The 19,474-nt window shown below is 59.3% G+C and carries 18 protein-coding genes; all 18 read left to right on the forward strand.

All coding sequences use genetic code 11. The features are described 5' to 3' along the window. Positions 1–317 (forward strand): 30S ribosomal protein S2 (gene rpsB, locus BLX41_RS36595; RefSeq protein ID WP_259745330.1); only part of this gene is annotated, 317 nt, incomplete at its 5' end. 204 nt (positions 318–521) lie between these two features. Further along, positions 522–1,388, forward strand: coding sequence for a translation elongation factor Ts (gene tsf / locus BLX41_RS29065; RefSeq protein WP_123727652.1), 867 nt, complete (start codon positions 522–524; stop codon positions 1,386–1,388). Between the two features lie 208 nt (positions 1,389–1,596). Continuing rightward, the gene (gene pyrH / locus BLX41_RS29070; RefSeq protein WP_011059526.1) at positions 1,597–2,340 is read left to right on the forward strand and encodes a UMP kinase; all 744 of its coding nucleotides are present in this window, start codon (positions 1,597–1,599) and stop codon (positions 2,338–2,340) included. Continuing rightward, positions 2,337–2,894, forward strand: coding sequence for a ribosome recycling factor (gene frr / locus BLX41_RS29075; RefSeq protein WP_123727653.1), 558 nt, complete (start codon positions 2,337–2,339; stop codon positions 2,892–2,894). Before pyrH ends, frr begins: the two co-directional genes overlap by 4 nt. A gap of 15 nt (positions 2,895–2,909) precedes the next feature. Then, positions 2,910–3,665 (forward strand): polyprenyl diphosphate synthase, encoded by a 756-nt coding sequence (gene uppS, locus BLX41_RS29080; RefSeq protein ID WP_123727654.1) that lies wholly within the window; start codon positions 2,910–2,912, stop codon positions 3,663–3,665. Further along, a complete protein-coding gene (locus BLX41_RS29085; RefSeq protein WP_123727655.1) occupies positions 3,665–4,471 on the forward strand; it encodes a phosphatidate cytidylyltransferase in 807 nt (268 codons plus the stop codon). Before uppS ends, BLX41_RS29085 begins: the two co-directional genes overlap by 1 nt. Further along, complete coding sequence (gene ispC / locus BLX41_RS29090) at positions 4,468–5,658, forward strand: 1-deoxy-D-xylulose-5-phosphate reductoisomerase (RefSeq protein WP_123727656.1); 1,191 nt, start codon at positions 4,468–4,470, stop codon at positions 5,656–5,658. The genes BLX41_RS29085 and ispC overlap by 4 nt, the downstream gene beginning before the upstream one ends. A gap of 48 nt (positions 5,659–5,706) precedes the next feature. Then, positions 5,707–7,059 (forward strand): sigma E protease regulator RseP, encoded by a 1,353-nt coding sequence (gene rseP / locus BLX41_RS29095; protein ID WP_123727657.1) that lies wholly within the window; start codon positions 5,707–5,709, stop codon positions 7,057–7,059. A 74-nt stretch (positions 7,060–7,133) separates the two neighbouring features. Further along, positions 7,134–9,524, forward strand: coding sequence for an outer membrane protein assembly factor BamA (gene bamA / locus BLX41_RS29100; protein ID WP_123727658.1), 2,391 nt, complete (start codon positions 7,134–7,136; stop codon positions 9,522–9,524). A gap of 45 nt (positions 9,525–9,569) precedes the next feature. Then, positions 9,570–10,073 carry an OmpH/Skp family outer membrane protein gene (locus BLX41_RS29105; protein WP_102861373.1) on the forward strand — a complete coding sequence of 168 codons (504 nt, stop codon included), beginning with the start codon at positions 9,570–9,572 and terminating at the stop codon, positions 10,071–10,073. A 3-nt stretch (positions 10,074–10,076) separates the two neighbouring features. After that, positions 10,077–11,132: a UDP-3-O-(3-hydroxymyristoyl)glucosamine N-acyltransferase gene (gene lpxD, locus BLX41_RS29110; protein WP_123727659.1), complete on the forward strand. Its 1,056-nt coding sequence runs from the start codon at positions 10,077–10,079 to the stop codon at positions 11,130–11,132. Positions 11,133–11,241: 109 nt separating this feature from the next. Further along, a complete protein-coding gene (fabZ, locus tag BLX41_RS29115; RefSeq protein WP_007924058.1) occupies positions 11,242–11,682 on the forward strand; it encodes a 3-hydroxyacyl-ACP dehydratase FabZ in 441 nt (146 codons plus the stop codon). Then, entirely contained in the window at positions 11,679–12,455 is a 777-nt protein-coding gene (gene lpxA, locus BLX41_RS29120; protein WP_123727660.1) for an acyl-ACP--UDP-N-acetylglucosamine O-acyltransferase, read from the forward strand. The genes fabZ and lpxA overlap by 4 nt, the downstream gene beginning before the upstream one ends. A gap of 2 nt (positions 12,456–12,457) precedes the next feature. After that, complete coding sequence (gene lpxB, locus BLX41_RS29125; RefSeq protein ID WP_123727661.1) at positions 12,458–13,588, forward strand: lipid-A-disaccharide synthase; 1,131 nt, start codon at positions 12,458–12,460, stop codon at positions 13,586–13,588. A gap of 11 nt (positions 13,589–13,599) precedes the next feature. Continuing rightward, a complete protein-coding gene (gene rnhB / locus BLX41_RS29130; RefSeq protein WP_102861377.1) occupies positions 13,600–14,232 on the forward strand; it encodes a ribonuclease HII in 633 nt (210 codons plus the stop codon). Between the two features lie 69 nt (positions 14,233–14,301). Beyond that, positions 14,302–17,823 (forward strand): DNA polymerase III subunit alpha, encoded by a 3,522-nt coding sequence (dnaE, locus tag BLX41_RS29135; protein ID WP_123727662.1) that lies wholly within the window; start codon positions 14,302–14,304, stop codon positions 17,821–17,823. Positions 17,824–17,962: 139 nt separating this feature from the next. Then, complete coding sequence (locus tag BLX41_RS29140) at positions 17,963–18,910, forward strand: acetyl-CoA carboxylase carboxyltransferase subunit alpha (protein ID WP_015634338.1); 948 nt, start codon at positions 17,963–17,965, stop codon at positions 18,908–18,910. A 115-nt stretch (positions 18,911–19,025) separates the two neighbouring features. Continuing rightward, a partial coding sequence (tilS, locus tag BLX41_RS36600; RefSeq protein WP_404942812.1) for a tRNA lysidine(34) synthetase TilS occupies positions 19,026–19,474 on the forward strand: 449 nt, incomplete at its 3' end.

Below are 19,474 nucleotides of genomic sequence, written 5' to 3' on the forward strand. Positions count from 1 at the left end.
TGGAAAAGCTGGACCGTTCCCTGGGTGGTATCAAGGACATGGGCGGCCTGCCTGACGCACTGTTCGTGATCGACGTTGATCACGAGCGCATCGCGATCACCGAAGCCAACAAGCTGGGCATCCCGGTCATCGGCGTTGTCGATACCAACAGCAGCCCGGAAGGCGTTGACTACATCATCCCAGGTAACGATGACGCCATCCGCGCCATCCAGCTGTACATGGGTTCGATGGCTGACGCTGTGATCCGTGGTCGCAACAACGTTGCTGGCGGCACCGAAGTGTTCGAAGAAGCTGCAGCACCGGCGGCTGAAGCCTGAGTAACTGACGCTTAGCGTTTACTCAGTACGCAAAAAGGGGGCTTGGCCCCCTTTTTGCCAACTCGAAAATCATTTCGTCGTCGCGCCCCCGGCAGTTTCTGTAATGCGGGGCTGTTATGAAGTGAATTCGAGGCAGCGCCCAAGAATTGAACGCCCGTTCGATCGGGTGGAATGGTTGAAAACCTATCCAAGAGGATTTTGAAAATGGCAGAGATTACTGCAGCGTTGGTCAAAGAACTGCGCGAGCGTACTGGCGAAGGCATGATGGACTGCAAAAAGGCCTTGACCAAGGCTGGCGGCGACATCGAGAAAGCCATTGATGACATGCGTGCTTCCGGCGCCATCAAGGCTGCCAAGAAAGCAGGCAACGTGGCTGCTGAAGGCGCCATCGCCATCAAGGACGACGGTAAAGTCGCTGTCCTGCTGGAAGTGAACTCGCAGACCGACTTCCTGGCTCTGCAGGATGACTTCAAGGCATTCGTTGCTGCCAGCGTGGAAAAAGCTTTCGCTGACAAACTGACCGACGCAGCTCCGCTGATCGAAGCTCAAGAAGCTGACCGTCTGATCCTGGTGGGCAAGACTGGCGAGAACGTCAACATCCGTCGTCTGGCTCGCGTTGAAGGTGACGTGGTCGGTACTTACCTGCACGGTAACAAGATCGGTGTTGCGGTTGTCCTGAAAGGCGGTTCCGTCGAACTGGCCAAAGACATCGCCATGCACGTAGCGGCCAGCAACCCTGAGTTCCTGCTGCCATCGCAAGTTTCGGCTGAAGCGATCGAGCGTGAAAAAGCTGTGTTCCTGCAGCTGAACGAAGACAAGATGAAAGGCAAGCCAGCCGAAATCGTTGAGAAAATGATCGCTGGCCGTATCAGCAAGTTCCTGGCCGAAGCCAGCCTGGTTGAGCAAGCTTTCGTCAAGGACCCAGAAATCACCGTGGGTGCTCTGGCCAAGAAAGGCGGCGCTGAAATCGTTTCCTTCACCCGTTTTGCAGTAGGTGAAGGCATCGAGAAGAAAGAAGACAACTTCGCTGAAGAAGTTGCTGCACAACTGGCTGCTGCCAAGCAACAGTAAGACGGTTTTCTAACTGTCGCCCAGAAGAGGCTGCCCGCTCACGCGCGCAGCCTCTTTTCAAATGGGCAGGGTAATTTTGTTGTTTATCCTCGGAACCGGTTTACAAAGTCGTGTTCTGATGGCGCTGCGACAGCGTCAAGCTAGAGTGAACGCAGGCTGCAAACAGCCCGCAAAGAATTTTTAAAATACGCCGCAGGAGAGATTCGCAATGGCTCAGCAGGGCAGTGGTTATCAAGCTCGCTATAAACGCATTCTACTCAAGCTTAGCGGCGAGGCCCTGATGGGCTCGGAAGAGTTCGGGATCGACCCCAAGGTGCTGGACCGCATGGCGCTGGAAGTTGGCCAACTGGTCGGCATCGGTGTGCAGGTCGGTCTGGTGATCGGTGGCGGTAACCTGTTCCGTGGCGCCGCATTGAGTGCTGCCGGGATGGATCGGGTCACAGGCGACCACATGGGCATGCTGGCCACTGTGATGAACGCCCTGGCCATGCGCGACGCGCTGGAACGTGCGAATATCTCGGCTATCGTGATGTCGGCTATTTCCATGGTGGGTGTGACCGATCACTATGACCGTCGCAAAGCCATGCGCCACCTGAATTCCAAAGAGGTGGTGATCTTCGCGGCCGGTACCGGTAATCCGTTCTTCACTACCGACTCCGCAGCCTGCCTGCGAGCCATCGAGATCGATGCCGATGTCGTGCTCAAGGCAACCAAGGTCGACGGTGTTTACACTGCAGACCCGTTCAAAGACCCGCATGCCGAGAAGTTCGATCATCTGACTTACGATGAAGTGCTGGATCGCAAGCTGGGAGTGATGGACCTGACGGCCATCTGCCTGTGCCGCGACCACAAGATGCCGCTGCGGGTATTCAACATGAACAAGCCCGGCGCCCTGCTGAACATCGTGCATGGTGGCGCTGAAGGAACCCTGATCGAGGAAGGCGAGCAATGATCAACGAAATCAAGAAAGACGCTCAAGAGCGCATGAAGAAATCCCTGGAGTCCCTGGCGCATGCATTCAGCCGCATTCGTACCGGCCAGGCCCACCCAAGCATCCTGGCGGGTGTGATGGTGCCTTACTACGGCGCTGATACCCCGATCAATCAGGTGGCCAACGTTACCGTGAAGGATGCTCGCACCCTGCAGGTCGTGGCATTTGAACGCAACATGCTGGCGGCGGTGGACAAGGCGATCCAGAGCTCGGGCCTGGGCTTCAACCCGACCAACCTCGGTGAGCTGCTGCTGATCACCATGCCTGCCTTGACCGAAGAGACCCGCAAGGGTTTCACCAAACAGGCTCGTGAAGCGGCTGAAGACGCTCGTATTGCGGTGCGTAACGTGCGTCGCGATGCTCTGAGCCAGTTCAAGGACCTGGTCAAAGAGAAAGAAATCAGCGAAGACGACGAGCGTCGTGCTGCTGACGATATCCAGAAGCTGACCGACAAGTTCGTGGCGGAAATCGAAGTGGCGGTGAAACAGAAAGAAGCGGACTTGATGGCCGTATAAGGGTCAGGCGTTTTCATGGAAAAGACCAAGCAGCCAGTATCGCCCTCGGTACCGCGACACGTCGCGATCATCATGGACGGTAACAACCGCTGGGCAAAAAAGCGCTTTATGCCGGGTGTTGCCGGGCATAAAGCGGGCGTTGACGCGGTGCGTGCAGTGATTGAAGTGTGTGCCGAGGCCAAGGTCGAAGTGCTGACCCTGTTTGCCTTTTCCAGTGAGAACTGGCAACGCCCGGCCGATGAAGTCAGTGCCTTGATGGATCTGTTCTTCAAGGCGCTGCGGCGTGAGGCCAAGCGTCTTAACGAAAACAACATCAGCCTGCGGATCATTGGCGACCGTTCGCGTTTTCATCCCGAGCTGCAAGCGGCGATGCGCGAAGCGGAAGCCATGACCGCGGGCAGTGATCGTTTCATCCTGCAGATCGCCGCCAACTACGGCGGTCAATGGGATATCGCCCAGGCCGCCCAGCGCTTGGCGCGCGAGGTTCAGGCCGGGCACCTGCGGCCCGAGGACATCACTCCGGATTTGCTGCAGACCTGCCTGGCGACAGGGGACCTGCCGTTGCCGGACCTATGTATCCGTACCGGTGGCGAGCATCGCATCAGCAACTTCCTGCTGTGGCAGCTAGCCTATGCCGAGCTGTATTTCTCCGACCTGTTCTGGCCGGACTTCAAACACGAAGCCATGCGCAATGCGCTGGCCGATTACGCATCTCGACAGCGACGCTTCGGTAAAACGAGCGAGCAGGTCGAGGCTGGAGCCCGGGTTTAATGCTTAAACAACGTATCATTACTGCGCTGATCCTCCTGCCGATCGCCTTGTGCGGTTTTTTCCTGCTCGAAGGATCGGGTTTTGCCCTGTTCATTGGTCTGGTGGTGAGCCTGGGTGCCTGGGAATGGGCGCGTCTGGCGGGTTTCGAGGCGCAGCCGGCTCGGGTGGCTTACGCGGTAGCAGTTGCGGCGCTGCTGTTCTTGATGCATCTGGACCCGGGCGTTGCGCCTTGGGTGCTGGGCGCCGCGGTGCTGTGGTGGGGGCTGGCGACTTTCCTGGTACTGACCTATCCGCGCACCAGTGAGCAATGGTCCGGGGCGGCCCCCAAACTGCTGATCGGCCTGTTGATCCTGTTGCCGGCCTGGCAGGGGCTGGTGTTCATCAAGCAGTTGCCGCTGGGCAATTGGTTGATCATGGCGGTAATGGTGCTGGTTTGGGGCGCGGATATTGGTGCCTACTTCTCTGGCAAGGCCTTCGGCAAGCGCAAGCTGGCTCCTCAGGTGAGTCCTGGCAAGAGCTGGGAGGGCGTCTATGGCGGCCTTGCATTGAGCCTGGTGATCACTGCAGTGGTCGGGCTGGTGCGTGACTGGACCTTTGGGCAGATCCTGCTGGGGCTGTTGGGGGCTGCCATTGTGGTCTTTATTTCGGTGGTCGGTGACCTGACCGAAAGCATGTTCAAGCGTCAGTCCGGCATCAAGGACAGCAGCAATCTGTTGCCTGGGCACGGTGGTGTGCTTGATCGGATCGACAGTCTGACAGCGGCCATTCCGGTGTTTGCGGTGCTGCTGTGGATGGCTGCACTGTGAGTCGTGTGCAACAGATCACGGTTCTGGGGGCTACAGGCTCCATTGGTCTGAGTACGCTGGATGTGATTGCCCGGCATCCGGACCGCTATCAGGTGTTTGCCCTTACCGGGTTCAGCCGTCTGGCTGAGCTGCTGGCATTGTGCGTGCGCCATGTGCCGCGCTTTGCGGTGGTGCCGGAGGCGGCAGCGGCGAGGACCTTGCAGGACGATCTGCGAGCTGCTGGCCTGTCGACTCGAGTGCTGGTGGGGGAGCAGGGGTTGTGTGAAGTCGCTTCGGCCCCTGAAGTCGATGCGGTGATGGCGGCCATTGTCGGGGCGGCGGGTCTGCGTCCGACCCTGGCGGCGGTGGAGGCCGGCAAAAAGATCCTCCTGGCCAACAAAGAGGCGCTGGTGATGTCCGGCGCGCTGTTCATGCAGGCGGTAGGCAAGAGCGGCTCGGTGCTGCTGCCTATCGACAGTGAGCACAACGCGATTTTCCAATGCATGCCCGGGGATTTTTCCCGGGGCTTGAGTCAGGTTGGGGTGCGGCGGATTCTGTTGACCGCCTCCGGCGGTCCATTCCGTCAGACGCCCCTGGCCGAGCTCGAACATGTTTCGCCGGAACAGGCTTGTGCCCATCCGAACTGGTCCATGGGGCGCAAGATCTCCGTGGACTCGGCGAGCATGATGAACAAGGGGCTGGAGCTGATTGAGGCCTGCTGGTTGTTCGATGCCAAACCTTCCCAGGTCGAGGTGGTGGTGCATCCACAGAGCGTGATCCATTCCCTGGTGGATTATGTCGACGGCTCGGTGCTTGCACAGTTGGGTAATCCGGATATGCGCACGCCTATCGCCAGCGCTCTGGCCTGGCCGGAACGTATCGACTCCGGTGTAGCCCCGTTGGATCTGTTCGCGATTGCCCGTCTGGACTTCCAGGCACCCGACGAGCAGCGGTTCCCTTGCCTGCGCCTGGCGCGTCAAGCTGCCGAGGCGGGTGACAGTGCTCCGGCGATGCTCAATGCGGCCAATGAAGTGGCTGTTTCGGCCTTTCTTGATCGGCGCATCCGTTACCCGGAGATCGCGAGTATCATCGACGAGGTTTTAGCCCTCGAGCCTGTAGTTGCAGTCAATGAACTCGATGCAGTGTTTGCGGCAGATGCCAAGGCCCGAAGCCTGGCAGAACAATGGTTGCAGCGTAACGGGCGATAGGATTCGCGACCGGGCGAGTGGCGGCGAATAGGATTGCGGAGAAAGTAGATGAGCGCGCTCTATATGATTGTCGGCACCCTGGTAGCTCTGGGTGTGCTGGTCACCTTCCATGAATTCGGTCACTTCTGGGTCGCGCGTCGCTGTGGCGTCAAGGTGCTGCGTTTCTCCGTGGGCTTTGGCATGCCGTTGCTACGCTGGCACGATCGCCGCGGTACCGAGTTTGTGATCGCTGCCATTCCCCTGGGCGGCTACGTGAAGATGCTCGACGAGCGTGAAGGCGAAGTGGCCCTCGATGAGCTCGATCAGTCCTTCAATCGCAAGTCTGTACGCCAGCGTATCGCCATTGTTGCCGCCGGCCCGATCGCCAACTTCCTCCTCGCCCTGGTGTTCTTCTGGGCGCTGGCGATGCTGGGCAGCCAGCAGGTGCGACCGGTCATCGGCGATGTCGAGGCGGGCAGCATCGCCGCCAAGGCTGGGCTCGGTGCCGGTGAGGAAATCGTTGCCATCGATGGTGAGCCGACTTCCGGCTGGGCGGCAGTGAACCTGCAACTGGTGCGCCGTCTTGGCGAAAGTGGAACGCTGCAGGTGCAGGTGCGTGAGCAGGGTGCGACGGTTGATTCCCCTCGCCAGTTGGTGCTGGACAAGTGGCTCAAGGGCGCCGACGAGCCGGACCCGATCCGCTCTCTGGGGATTCGCCCATGGCGCCCGGCATTGCCACCGGTGCTGGCTGAACTCGATCCGAAAGGCCCGGCCCAGGCTGCCGGCCTGAAAGCCGGCGACCGTCTGCTGGCGCTGGATGGGCAATCGCTCACTGACTGGCAGCAAGTGGTTGATTGGGTCCGTGTGCACCCTGATACGAAAATTGTGCTGCATGTCGAGCGCGATGGTGCTCAAATCGACGTCCCCGTGACCTTGGCCAGCCGTGGCGAAAGCAAAGCGCCGAATGGCTACCTGGGGGCAGGGGTGAAAGCTGTCGACTGGCCTGCGGAGATGCTTCGCGAGGTCAGTTATGGCCCGCTGGAGGCGATTGGCGAAGGGGCCCGACGGACCTGGACCATGAGTGTCCTGACCCTCGAATCACTGAAGAAAATGTTGTTCGGCGAGCTCTCGGTAAAAAACTTGAGTGGACCGATAACCATTGCTAAAGTGGCGGGCGCTTCTGCCCAGTCGGGTATTGCTGATTTCTTGAATTTCCTTGCTTATCTGAGTATTAGCCTGGGTGTTCTGAATTTGTTGCCCATCCCGGTACTGGATGGGGGACATTTGTTGTTTTATCTGATCGAGTGGGCGCGTGGTCGTCCCTTGTCGGATCGGGTGCAAGGTTGGGGGATACAGATCGGTATCAGCTTGGTGGTCGGAGTCATGTTGCTTGCTCTGGTCAACGATCTGGGTCGTCTGTAACGCTTCGCTGAATTGCGAATCTGCCGCATTTTGCGGCAGTTTGTTTATTGCCAGTTGGAATAAGAAAGGACTTCATGAAACGTCTGCTGCTAACTGCGGTTCTCACCGTATTGATGATCGCCGAAGTTCACGCCGAGTCCTTCACTATCTCCGATATCCGCGTCAACGGCCTTCAGCGCGTTTCCGCGGGTAGCGTCTTTGGTGCCTTGCCGTTGAACGTCGGCGAGCAGGCGGACGACCGTCGCCTGGTGGAATCCACTCGTGCGCTGTTCAAAACCGGTTTCTTTCAAGACATCCAGCTGGGCCGCGATGGCAACGTCCTGGTCATTACGGTAGTCGAGCGGCCGTCGGTTGCCAGTATCGAGATCGAAGGCAACAAGGCGATCTCCACCGAAGACCTGATGAAGGGCTTGAAGCAGTCCGGCCTGGCCGAAGGTGAGATCTTCCAGCGTGCGACCCTCGAAGGTGTGCGTAACGAGCTGCAGCGTCAATATGTCGCTCAGGGCCGGTACTCGGCCACCGTTGAGACTGAAGTGGTGCCGCAGCCACGCAACCGTGTCGGCCTGAAGGTCAAGATCAACGAAGGCACCGTCGCAGCCATCCAGCACATCAACGTGGTAGGCAACACCGTCTTCCCCGACGAGGACCTGATCGGCCTCTTCGAACTCAAGACCACCAACTGGCTGTCGTTCTTCAAGAACGATGACAAGTACGCACGTGAAAAACTCTCAGGTGACCTGGAGCGTCTGCGTTCCTACTACCTGGACCGTGGCTATATCAACATGGATATCGCTTCGACCCAGGTGTCCATCACCCCAGACAAGAAGCACGTCTACATCACCGTCAACGTCAACGAAGGCGAGAAATACAGCGTTCGTGACGTGAAACTCAGCGGCGACCTGAAAGTTCCTGAAGACCAGGTCAAGGCGCTGTTGCTGGTGGAGAAGGGCCAGGTGTTCTCGCGCAAGCTGATGACCACCACTTCCGAACTGATCACTCGTCGTCTGGGTAACGAGGGCTACACCTTCGCCAACGTCAACGGCGTGCCTCAGCCTCATGATGAAGACCACACCGTGGATATCACCTTCGTGGTGGATCCGGGCAAGCGGGCCTACGTCAACCGTATCAATTTCCGCGGCAACACCAAGTCCGAGGACGAAGTGCTGCGTCGTGAAATGCGTCAGATGGAAGGCGGCTGGGCTTCGACCTACCTGATCGACCAATCCAAGACCCGTCTCGAGCGCTTGGGCTTCTTCAAGGAGGTCAACGTCGAGACCCCGGCTGTACCGGGTGTCGATGACCAGGTTGACGTGAACTACGCGGTTGAAGAGCAAGCTTCCGGTTCGATCACCGCCAGCGTCGGTTTCGCCCAGAGCGCCGGTCTGATCCTCGGTGGTTCGATCACCCAGAACAACTTCCTGGGTACCGGTAACAAGGTCAGCATCGGTCTGACCCGCAGCGAATATCAGAGCCGCTACAACTTTGGCTACGTTGACCCCTACTGGACCGCCGATGGCGTGAGCCTGGGTTACAACGCCTTCTATCGCACCACTGACTACAAAGACCTCGACGTCGACGTGGCCAGCTATGCGGTGGACAGCCTGGGTGCTGGCGTCAGCGTGGGTTACCCGATCAGTGAGACCTCGCGTCTGACCTTCGGCCTGACCGCGCAGCAGGACAAGATCAAGACCGGCCTGTACACCGTCGACGAAATCTTTGACTTCGTGAACAAGCAGGGCGACAGCTACCTCAACTTCAAGGCGTCGGCCGGCTGGTCCGAGTCGACTCTGAACAAAGGTGTACTGGCCACTCGTGGTCACTCGCAAAGCCTGGTTCTGGAAACCACTACTCCAGGTAGCGACCTGTCGTTCTTCAAGCTCGACTACCGTGGTCAGTTGTTCACTCCGCTGAGTGAGAACTACACCATGCGCTTCCATACCGAACTCGGTTATGGCGACGGCTTTGGTGATACCAAGGGCTTGCCGTTCTACGAGAACTACTATGCTGGTGGTTTCAACTCGGTACGGGGCTTCAAGGACAGTACGCTGGGCCCGCGCAGTACTCCGAGTCGTGGCGCGAAGGTCACGGGTAACGCCGGTACTGCTGCTGACCCGGATCAGGACCCACTGCCGTTTGGTGGCAACGTGTTGATCCAGGGTGGTGCCGAACTGCTGTTCCCGCTGCCGTTCGTCAAAGACCAGCGTTCCCTGCGAACTTCGTTGTTCTGGGATGTGGGTAACGTCTTCAACTCTCGCTGTGAAAGCACGTCCAACACCATTGCGGCGTCGAATGTGAAAACGCAGTGCAACGATATCAGCCTGAGCAATCTGGCCAGTTCGGTGGGTGTTGGTGTGACTTGGGTCACCGCTCTGGGGCCATTGAGCTTTGCCCTGGCGATGCCGATCAAGAAACCGGATGACGCTGAAACTCAGGTGTTCCAATTCTCTCTCGGTCAGACTTTCTAATAGCCTGCCCCAAGATAACGACAATGGATTTTGTAGGAGTGCATCGTGCGTAAGTTGACTCAATTGGTTCTCCTGGCCTCCGTACTGGTCGCGAGCCCGGCATTTGCCGAAATGAAAATCGCTGTTCTGAACTATCAGATGGCTCTGCTGGAATCCGATGCGGCCAAGAAGTACGCAGTGGATGCCGAGAAAAAATTCGGCCCGCAACTGACCAAGCTGAAAACCCTGGAAAGCAGTGCCAAGGGGATTCAGGACCGCCTGGTTGCCGGTGGCGACAAAATGCAGCAAGGCGAGCGTGAGCGTCTGGAGCTCGAGTTCAAGCAAAAGGCTCGTGACTTCCAGTTCCAGTCCAAGGAACTGAACGAAGCCAAGGCTGTTGCTGATCGTGAAATGCTCAAGCAACTGAAGCCGAAGCTGGACAGCGCCGTTGAAGAAGTCATCAAGAAAGGTGCTTTCGACCTGGTTTTCGAACGTGGCGCAGTGATCGATGTCAAGCCTCAGTACGACATCACCCGCCAGGTTATCGAGCGCATGAATCAGCTGAAGTAAGCCATGACCGCGACCATAAAACTCGGCCAGTTGGCCGAGTTCCTCGGCGCCACCCTGAGTGGTGACCCGGAGAAGGAAATCACTGGGCTAGCCACCTTGCAGGAGGCTGGCCCAGCTCAGTTGAGCTTTTTGGCAAATCCGCAATATCGCAAGTACCTGGTGGACTGCCAGGCTGGCGCGGTATTGCTCAAGGCCGCTGATGCCGAGGCTTATGCCGGCGATGCATTGGTGGTGGCCGATCCTTATCTGTCCTACGCCCGTGTTTCCCATCTGTTCGATCCCAAGCCCAAGGCGCCAGCGGGTATCCATCCGTCTGCGGTGATTGCCGCCGATGCGCTGGTGGACCCGGCGGCCAGCATTGGCCCGTTTGCAGTGATCGAGAGCGGTGTGCGGATTGCGGCCGGAGTGACCATCGGTGCCCACTGTTTTATCGGTGCCCGCTGCGAAATCGGCGAAGGTGGCTGGCTGGCCCCGCGGGTGACTCTGTACCACGACGTGCGCATCGGCAAACGGGTGGTGATCCAGTCGGGTGCGGTGCTCGGCGGTGAAGGCTTCGGCTTCGCCAATGAGAAAGGCATCTGGCAGAAGATCGCGCAGATTGGCGGTGTGACCATAGGTGACGATGTGGAAATCGGCGTCAATACGGCGATTGACCGCGGCGCACTGGCCGATACCGTCATCGGCAACGGTGTGAAGCTGGATAACCAGATTCAGATCGCCCACAACGTCCAGGTCGGTGATCACACTGCCATGGCTGCTTGTGTGGGGATTTCCGGCAGCACCAAGATCGGCAAGCACTGTATGCTCGCCGGCGGTGTGGGCCTGGTAGGGCACATCGAGATTTGTGACAACGTATTCCTCACTGGAATGACCATGGTGACCCACTCGATTACCGAGCCGGGCGCCTACTCTTCCGGTACGGCCATGCAACCTGCTGCCGAGTGGCGCAAAAGCGCGGCACGCATCCGTCAGCTCGATGACCTTGCGCGGCGCCTGCGCCATTTGGAAAAGCGCGTTGGGGACGTGACCCCTGACGGCAATGCTTCATCAGATGGCTGATACCATTTCCATATCAAGTGTGCACAGCCGCTAGACTGCCTCCTTGATTTGCTAGAGGGGCGTGCGTTAGTCGCGCGCTCCCACTCTTTACTACAGGCTTCCCCCCGAAATGATGGACATCAACGAGATTCGCGAATACTTGCCTCACCGTTACCCTTTCCTGTTGGTGGATCGGGTAGTGGACCTGGATGTCGAGGGCAAGTGCATTCGTGCCTACAAGAATGTCAGCATCAACGAACCGTTCTTCAATGGTCACTTCCCTGCGCATCCGATCATGCCGGGCGTGCTGATCATCGAGGCCATGGCTCAAGCTGCGGGTATTCTCGGTTTCAAGATGCTCGACGTGAAGCCAGCCGACGGCACCCTTTATTACTTCGTCGGTTCCGACAAGCTGCGCTTCCGTCAGCCGGTACTGCCGGGCGACCAACTGATTCTTGAAGCCAAGTTCATCAGTTGCAAGCGTCAGATCTGGAAGTTCGAGTGCCAGGCGTCGGTAGACGGCAAGCCTGTCTGCTCCGCTGAAATCATCTGTGCGGAACGCAAACTATGAGTTTGATTGACCCTCGCGCAATCATCGATCCGACGGCCATCCTGGCCGACGACGTTGAGGTTGGCCCGTGGTCGATCATCGGCGCTGGTGTGGAAATCGGCGAGGGTACAGTGATCGGGCCCCATGTGATTCTCAAGGGCCCTACCCGGATCGGTAAGCACAACCGCATCTACCAGTTTTCCTCGGTAGGTGAGGACACGCCTGATCTCAAGTACAAAGGCGAGGAAACCCGCCTGGTCATCGGTGACCACAACGTGATCCGCGAAGGCGTGACCATTCACCGTGGCACTGTCCAGGACCGTGCCGAAACCACCCTGGGCGATCACAACCTGATCATGGCCTACGCCCACATCGGCCATGACAGTGTCATTGGCAACCACTGCATCCTGGTCAACAACACAGCGTTGGCCGGGCATGTGCATGTGGATGACTGGGCGATTCTCTCCGGTTTTACCCTGGTGCATCAGTATTGCCATATCGGCGCCCACAGCTTCTCCGGCATGGGTACAGCCATCGGCAAGGATGTGCCGGCATTCGTCACAGTGTTCGGCAACCCGGCCGAAGCCCGCAGCATGAACTTCGAAGGCATGCGCCGTCGTGGTTTCAGCGAAGATGCAATCCATGCACTGCGCCGCGCCTACAAGACGGTTTATCGTCAAGGGCTGACAGTGGATCAGGCCTTGGCCGAACTGGCCGAGCCGGCTGCACAGTTTCCTGAAGTCGCGGTATTCCGTGACTCGATCCAGTCTTCGACTCGCGGCATCACCCGTTAATCATGAGTACTCTGCGTATTGCGCTGGTGGCTGGCGAAGCCTCCGGCGACATTCTCGGCGCCGGTTTGATGCGTGCCCTCAAGGCTCAGCACCCGGCCGTCGAATTTATTGGGGTTGGCGGTCCGCTGATGGAGGCCGAAGGCCTTGTCTCGTACTTCCCCATGGAGCGCCTGGCGGTCATGGGGCTGGTAGAGGTCCTCGGACGCCTGCGTGAGCTGTTGGCTCGGCGCAAGAAGCTGGTCCAGACCCTGATTGCTGAAAAACCGGATGTGTTCATCGGTATCGATGCCCCGGATTTCACCCTGAATATCGAACTCAAGCTGCGTCAGGCCGGGATCAAGACGGTGCACTACGTCAGCCCGTCGGTCTGGGCCTGGCGGCAGAAGCGGGTACTGAAGATCCGCGAAGGCTGCGATCTGATGCTGACCCTGTTTCCCTTCGAAGCCCGCTTCTATGAAGAAAAGGGTGTACCGGTGAAGTTTGTCGGCCACTCCCTGGCCGATGCTATTCCGCTGCAAGCCGATCGCGCAGCAGCGCGTGCGGAGCTGGGCTTGCCCGACGGACCGCTGGTGGCCTTGATGCCCGGCAGCCGTGGCGGCGAAGTAGGGCGCCTGGGTGCCTTGTTCCTCGATGCGGCCCAGCGTTTGCGAGCCATGCGCCCCGGCGTGCGATTCATCATGCCGTGCGCCAGCCCCGAGCGTCGGGTCCAGCTGGAAGAGCTGCTGGCCAGTCGCGACCTGCCGCTGACCTTGCTCGATGGCCAGTCCCACAAGGCCCTGGCCGCTTGTGATGCGGTGTTGATCGCCTCCGGTACCGCGACTCTGGAAGCCTTGCTCTACAAGCGTCCGATGGTGGTGGCCTATCGCCTGGCGCCGCTGACCTTCTGGATTCTCAAGCGCATGGTCAAGAGTCCGTATATTTCCTTGCCGAACTTGCTGGCCCAGCGTTTGCTGGTGCCTGAGTTGCTGCAGGACGACGCCACTGCCGAGGCCCTGGCTCAGACACTGTCGCCGCTGATCGATGGCGGTGAAGAACAGACCCGCGGCTTTGACGAGATCCACCGAACCTTGCGTCGTGATGCGTCCAACCAGGCCGCACAAGCGGTGCTTGGGCTGATAGGCAAAACCCTGTGAGTAATTCGAAGATGCAGATGGGCCTGGATTTCACCCTGGTGGCGGATGCCGAGGATCTGGTGGCCGGTGTCGACGAAGTCGGCCGTGGCCCCTTGTGCGGGGCGGTTGTCACTGCTGCGGTGATTCTTGATCCGCAACGACCGATTCTCGGCCTCAACGATTCGAAGAAACTCACTGAGGCCCGCCGCGAGAAGCTGTTCGATGAAATCTGCGAGAAGGCCCTGAGCTGGTGTATTGCTCGGGCTGAAGTCGAAGAGATCGATGAGCTGAACATCCTCCACGCCACCATGCTGGCGATGCAGCGTGCAGTGGAAGGCCTGAGCGTGACACCCAAGCTGGCGATGATCGATGGCAACCGTTGCCCGAAGCTGGCGATGCCGGCCGAAGCGGTGGTCAAGGGCGATAGCAAGGTTCCGGCGATTGCTGCAGCGTCGATTCTGGCCAAGGTCAGCCGCGACCGGGAAATGGCCGCTTTCGAGCTGATCTACCCGGGTTACGGTATCGGTGGCCACAAGGGTTATCCGACGCCGGTGCATCTGGAAGCCCTGGCCCGTCTGGGGCCGACGCCGATTCACCGGCGTTCCTTCGCCCCTGTACGGCAAGCCTATGAAGCCCGTGAGGCGCAGGGCGAGATTCAGTCCTGAGGCTGATGTTTTAGTCGAGGCCCGGTACAATCCGGGCCTTGTTGTTTTCGCGCTTATTACAGGATCACTATGCCGGCTTCATTCGTTCACCTGCGCCTGCACACTGAATACTCCCTGGTCGACGGTCTGGTGCGGATCAAGCCGCTGGTCAAGGCCCTCACCGGCATGGGCATGCCTGCGGTGGCGGTCACCGACCAGAACAACATGTGTTCTCTGGTCAAGTTCTACAAAAACAGCATGGGCGCCGGGATCAAGCCGATCTGCGGTGCCGACCTGTGGTTGTCGAACAAGGACCCGGACAACCCCCTGAGTCGCATCAGCCTGTTGGTGATGAACGCCATGGGGTATCGCAACCTGACCGAACTGATTTCCCGCGGCTTCATCGACGGTCAACGCAACGGTCAGATCATCATCGAGCGCGAGTGGGTGGCGGAGGCGGCAGAAGGCCTGATCATGCTCTCGGCGGCCAAGGAGGGCGAGATCGGCACCGCGCTGATCGCCGGCGACCTGGAGGTTGCCGAAACCCTGGCTCGGGAGTGGATGGCAGTCTTCCCGGATCGTTTCTACCTCGAGGTGCAACGTACCAATCGGCCCAATGACGAAGAGCAGTTGCACGCTGCGGTGGCCCTGGCCGACAAGATTGGTGCGCCGCTGGTGGCCACCAACGATGTGCGCTTCATCAAGCAGGAAGACTTCGAAGCCCACGAGACCCGGGTGTGCATCGGTGAGGGCCGGGCTCTGGACGACCCGCGCCGCTCGAAGAACTACAGCGACCAGCAGTATCTGAAAAGCGCCGAGGAAATGGCCGAACTTTTCAGCGACTTGCCCGAGGCGCTGGAAAATACCGTCGAGATCGCCAAGCGCTGCAATATCGAGGTCAAGCTGGGCAAGCACTTCCTGCCCGACTATCCGATTCCCGATGGCATGACCATCGATGAGTATTTCCGCAAGGTTTCCTTCGACGGCCTGGACGAGCGCCTCAGCGTGCTGCTGCCCAAGGACACCACAGAGGATTACGAAGCCAAGCGCCAGGTCTACGTCGACCGGCTGAATTTCGAGCTGGATATCATCATCCAGATGGGGTTCCCCGGTTACTTCCTGATCGTTATGGACTTTATCCAGTGGGCCAAGAGCAACGGTGTACCGGTAGGTCCTGGCCGGGGGTCGGGTGCCGGTTCCCTGGTGGCCTACGTACAGAAGATCACCGACCTCGACCCGCTGGAATATGACCTGCTGTTCGAACGTTTCCTTAACCCGGAACGGGTTTCCATGCCCGACTTCGACGTCGACTTCTGCATGGACGGCCGTGATCGGGTGATCGACTACGTAGCCGAGAAGTACGGCCGCAACGCGGTGAGCCAGATCATTACCTTCGGTTCCATGGCGGCCAAGGCTGTGGTCCGTGACGTGGCACGGGTGCAGGGCAAGTCCTACGGCCTGGCCGACCGCCTGTCGAAGATGATCCCCTTCGAAGTTGGCATGACCCTGGAAAAAGCCTACGAGCAGGAAGAGATCCTGCGAGACTTCATCAAGGTCGATGAAGAAGCGGCAGAAATCTGGGAGATGGCGCGCAAGCTCGAGGGCGTAGTGCGTAACGTCGGCAAGCACGCTGGTGGTGTGGTGATCGCGCCGACCAAACTCACCGACTTCTCGCCAATCTATTGCGACGAAGAGGGTGGCGGCCTGGTTACCCAGTTCGACAAGGATGACGTCGAGGCTGCCGGCCTGGTGAAGTTCGACTTCCTTGGTCTGCGGACCCTGACCATCATCGACTGGGCACTGAAGACCATTAACCGCGACCGCGCCAAGGTCGGTGAAGAACCGCTGGATATCGCCTTTATCCCGCTGGACGACAAGCCGACCTACAGCCTGTTGCAGAAAGCTGAAACCACCGCGGTATTCCAGCTTGAATCCCGGGGCATGAAGGAGCTGATCAAGAAGCTCAAGCCCGACTGCCTGGAAGACCTGATCGCACTGGTGGCCCTGTTCCGTCCGGGGCCGCTGCAATCGGGCATGGTGGATGACTTCATCAACCGTAAGCACGGCCGTGCCGAGCTGGCCTATCCGCACCCGGACTATCAGTACGATGGCCTACAGCCGGTACTGGCGCCGACCTACGGCATCATCCTGTATCAGGAACAGGTGATGCAGATCGCCCAGGTCATGGCCGGTTACACCCTCGGTGGTGCGGACATGCTGCGTCGCGCCATGGGTAAGAAAAAGCCCGAAGAAATGGCCAAGCAGCGTGGCGGCTTCATTGAAGGTTGCGCCAGCAACAACATCGATGCGGACCTTGCCGGTAACATCTTCGACCTGGTGGAAAAGTTCGCCGGCTACGGCTTCAACAAATCCCACTCCGCCGCCTACGGCCTGGTGTCGTACCAGACCGCCTGGCTCAAGGCGCACTACCCGGCGCCGTTCATGGCGGCGGTGCTCTCTGCGGATATGCACAACACCGACAAGGTCGTGACCTTGATCGAGGAAGTGCGGATCATGAAGCTGCGCCTCGACGCGCCGGACGTGAACACCTCCGAGTTCAAGTTTACGGTGAACGACGAAGGCCGCATCGTGTATGGCCTGGGGGCAATCAAGGGAGTGGGCGAGGGGCCGGTGGAAGCCATCACCGAGGCCCGCCAGGAAGGTCCTTTCAAGGATCTGTTCGATTTCTGTGCCCGGGTCGATCTCAAACGCATCAACAAGCGGACCCTGGACGGCCTGATTCGCAGTGGCGCCCTCGATCGGCTTGGCCCGCACTTCTTCGATGAGCCCAAGGCCTACCAGGCCAATATCGACCAGAACCGCGCGGTGTTGCTGGCGGCCATGGAGGAAGCGATCAAGGCCGCGGAGCAGACTGCCCGTACTCACGACAGTGGTCACGCCGACCTGTTTGGCGGGGTGTTCGTCGATGAGGATGCGGATGTCTACGCCAACCATCGCAAGGCCAAGGAACTGACCCTCAAGGAGCGCCTGAAAGGCGAGAAAGATACCCTCGGGCTTTACCTGACCGGGCACCCGATCGACGAATACGAAGGCGAGATCCGTCGTTTCGCCCGCCAGCGCATCATCGACCTGAAGCCGGCCCGGGATACCCAGACCGTGGCGGGCATGATCATTGCCCTGCGGGTAATGAAGAACAAAAAGGGCGACAAGATGGGTTTCATCACCCTCGATGACCGCTCGGGGCGGATTGAGGCCTCTCTCTTTGCCGATGCGTTCCACTCGGCGCAGTCGCTGCTGCAGACCGACGCCATGGTGGTGGTGGAGGGCGAGGTCAGCAACGATGACTTCTCCGGCGGCCTGCGCCTGCGGGTCAAGCGGGTAATGAGCATGGAGGATGCGCGGACCAACCTGGCGGAAAGCCTGCGCCTGAAAGTCCATACCGATGCCCTCAAGGGTGATCAGCTACGCTGGCTGGGTGATCTGTTCAAGCGCCACCGCGGTGCGTGCCCGATTACCATGGAGTACACCCGTAACGACGCCAAGGCCTTGCTGCAGTTTGGCGAGAACTGGCGGATCGACCCGGCAGACAGCTTGATTCAAGCCCTGCGTGACCAGTTCGGGCGAGACAACGTCTTCCTCCAATACCGTTGACGGTGAGGTGCCATCATTGCGCCTCATCGCCACATGAATTTTTAATCTCGACCTCAACGCGTCCGTCCCTTAAGGTAGGGCGCGAATAGACAACCGGCCGGCCCAAGCCCCCTTGGACGTCGAGCCCAGACGGACGCCTATGAACCCGAATTTTCTTGATTTCGAACAGCCGATCGCCGACCTGCAAGCCAAGATCGAAGAGTTGCGCTTGGTCGGTAATGACAATTCGCTGAATATCGGCGATGAGATTTCCCGCCTGCAGGACAAGAGCAATACCCTGACCGAGGACATCTTCGGCAAGCTCACCAGCTGGCAGATCGCACGTCTGGCGCGGCACCCGCGTCGTCCATACACCCTGGATTACATCCAGCACATCTTCACCGAGTTCGACGAGCTGCATGGCGATCGCCACTTCTCTGACGACGCCGCGATCGTCGGCGGCGTCGCTCGCCTGGACGAGCAGCCGGTGATGATCATCGGTCACCAGAAAGGCCGTGAAGTGCGTGAGAAGGTCCGCCGCAACTTCGGCATGCCGCGTCCCGAAGGCTACCGCAAGGCCTGCCGCCTGATGGAAATGGCCGAGCGCTTCAAGATGCCGATCCTGACCTTCATCGACACTCCGGGCGCCTATCCGGGTATCGACGCTGAAGAGCGCAACCAGAGCGAGGCCATTGCCTGGAACCTGCGAGTCATGGCGCGCCTGAAGACTCCGATCATCGCCACCGTGATCGGTGAAGGTGGTTCTGGCGGTGCCTTGGCCATTGGCGTTTGCGATCAACTGAACATGCTGCAGTACTCCACTTACGCGGTGATCTCGCCGGAAGGCTGTGCCTCGATCCTGTGGAAAACCTCGGAAAAGGCCGCTGATGCCGCCGAAGCAATGGGTATCACCGCTGAGCGCCTGAAAGGCCTGGGGATTGTCGACAAGGTCATCGGCGAGCCGTTGGGCGGCGCCCATCGTGATCCGGCCGCTGCGGCAGCCTCGATCCGTGCCGAACTCAGCTCGCAGCTGGCAATGCTCAAGGAAATGGACAACGACACCCTGCTGGCCCGTCGTTATGACCGCCTGATGAGCTACGGTCTCTGATCGAGCGCTACTCCCCCTTGTAGGGGTACGCTTGCTCGCGACCCAGGCGCCGCAATCGCTAAGATTGCGGCGTCGTCCTTTCTCGCGCACATGCTCCTGCAGGGCTTGAAGCTTCATGAACTCTCTCTCTGCCAAACTTCTAAAAAACCTGGCGCCCTGGCGTGAAGCCGCCCATTGGCGTATCGCCTTCTCCGGTGGACTTGATTCCACCGTCCTGCTGCATCTCCTTGTCGATCTGGCGCAACAACATCGCCTTCCACGCCTCACGGCGGTGCACGTTCATCACGGGCTGCAAACGGCGGCGGATGCTTGGCCGGCCCACTGTCGGGCGGTCTGCGATGCTCTGGGTGTGCCGTTGCAGGTGATTCATGTTCAGGTGCAGGCCGGAGCCAGTCTCGAAGGGGCTGCCCGGGAGGCACGTTATGGAGCTTTCGAGCGCTTGAACGCTGCCAATGAGTTGCTGCTGACGGCGCAGCATCGTGACGATCAGGCTGAGACCCTGTTGTTTCGACTGTTGCGCGGGGCCGGCGTCAGGGGGCTGTCGGCAATGCCGGAAATCCGATC

It is taken from the genome of Pseudomonas protegens, from assembly GCF_003732485.1.
GTDB lineage: Bacteria > Pseudomonadota > Gammaproteobacteria > Pseudomonadales > Pseudomonadaceae > Aquipseudomonas > Aquipseudomonas protegens_B.

Bases quoted from the DNA above. Each gene is read 5' to 3' on its own strand.
- lpxD (WP_123727659.1), top strand. From the start codon at position 10,077: ATGACCGCGACCATAAAACTCGGCCAGTTGGCCGAGTTCCTCGGCGCC.
- uppS (WP_123727654.1), top strand. From the start codon at position 2,910: ATGGAAAAGACCAAGCAGCCAGTATCGCCCTCGGTACCGCGACACGTC.
- fabZ (WP_007924058.1), top strand. From the start codon at position 11,242: ATGATGGACATCAACGAGATTCGCGAATACTTGCCTCACCGTTACCCT.
- lpxB (WP_123727661.1), top strand. From the start codon at position 12,458: ATGAGTACTCTGCGTATTGCGCTGGTGGCTGGCGAAGCCTCCGGCGAC.
- pyrH (WP_011059526.1), top strand. From the start codon at position 1,597: ATGGCTCAGCAGGGCAGTGGTTATCAAGCTCGCTATAAACGCATTCTA.
- frr (WP_123727653.1), top strand. From the start codon at position 2,337: ATGATCAACGAAATCAAGAAAGACGCTCAAGAGCGCATGAAGAAATCC.
- lpxA (WP_123727660.1), top strand. From the start codon at position 11,679: ATGAGTTTGATTGACCCTCGCGCAATCATCGATCCGACGGCCATCCTG.
- BLX41_RS29085 (WP_123727655.1), top strand. From the start codon at position 3,665: ATGCTTAAACAACGTATCATTACTGCGCTGATCCTCCTGCCGATCGCC.
- BLX41_RS29140 (WP_015634338.1), top strand. From the start codon at position 17,963: ATGAACCCGAATTTTCTTGATTTCGAACAGCCGATCGCCGACCTGCAA.
- tsf (WP_123727652.1), top strand. From the start codon at position 522: ATGGCAGAGATTACTGCAGCGTTGGTCAAAGAACTGCGCGAGCGTACT.
- rnhB (WP_102861377.1), top strand. From the start codon at position 13,600: ATGCAGATGGGCCTGGATTTCACCCTGGTGGCGGATGCCGAGGATCTG.
- rseP (WP_123727657.1), top strand. From the start codon at position 5,707: ATGAGCGCGCTCTATATGATTGTCGGCACCCTGGTAGCTCTGGGTGTG.
- bamA (WP_123727658.1), top strand. From the start codon at position 7,134: ATGAAACGTCTGCTGCTAACTGCGGTTCTCACCGTATTGATGATCGCC.
- dnaE (WP_123727662.1), top strand. From the start codon at position 14,302: ATGCCGGCTTCATTCGTTCACCTGCGCCTGCACACTGAATACTCCCTG.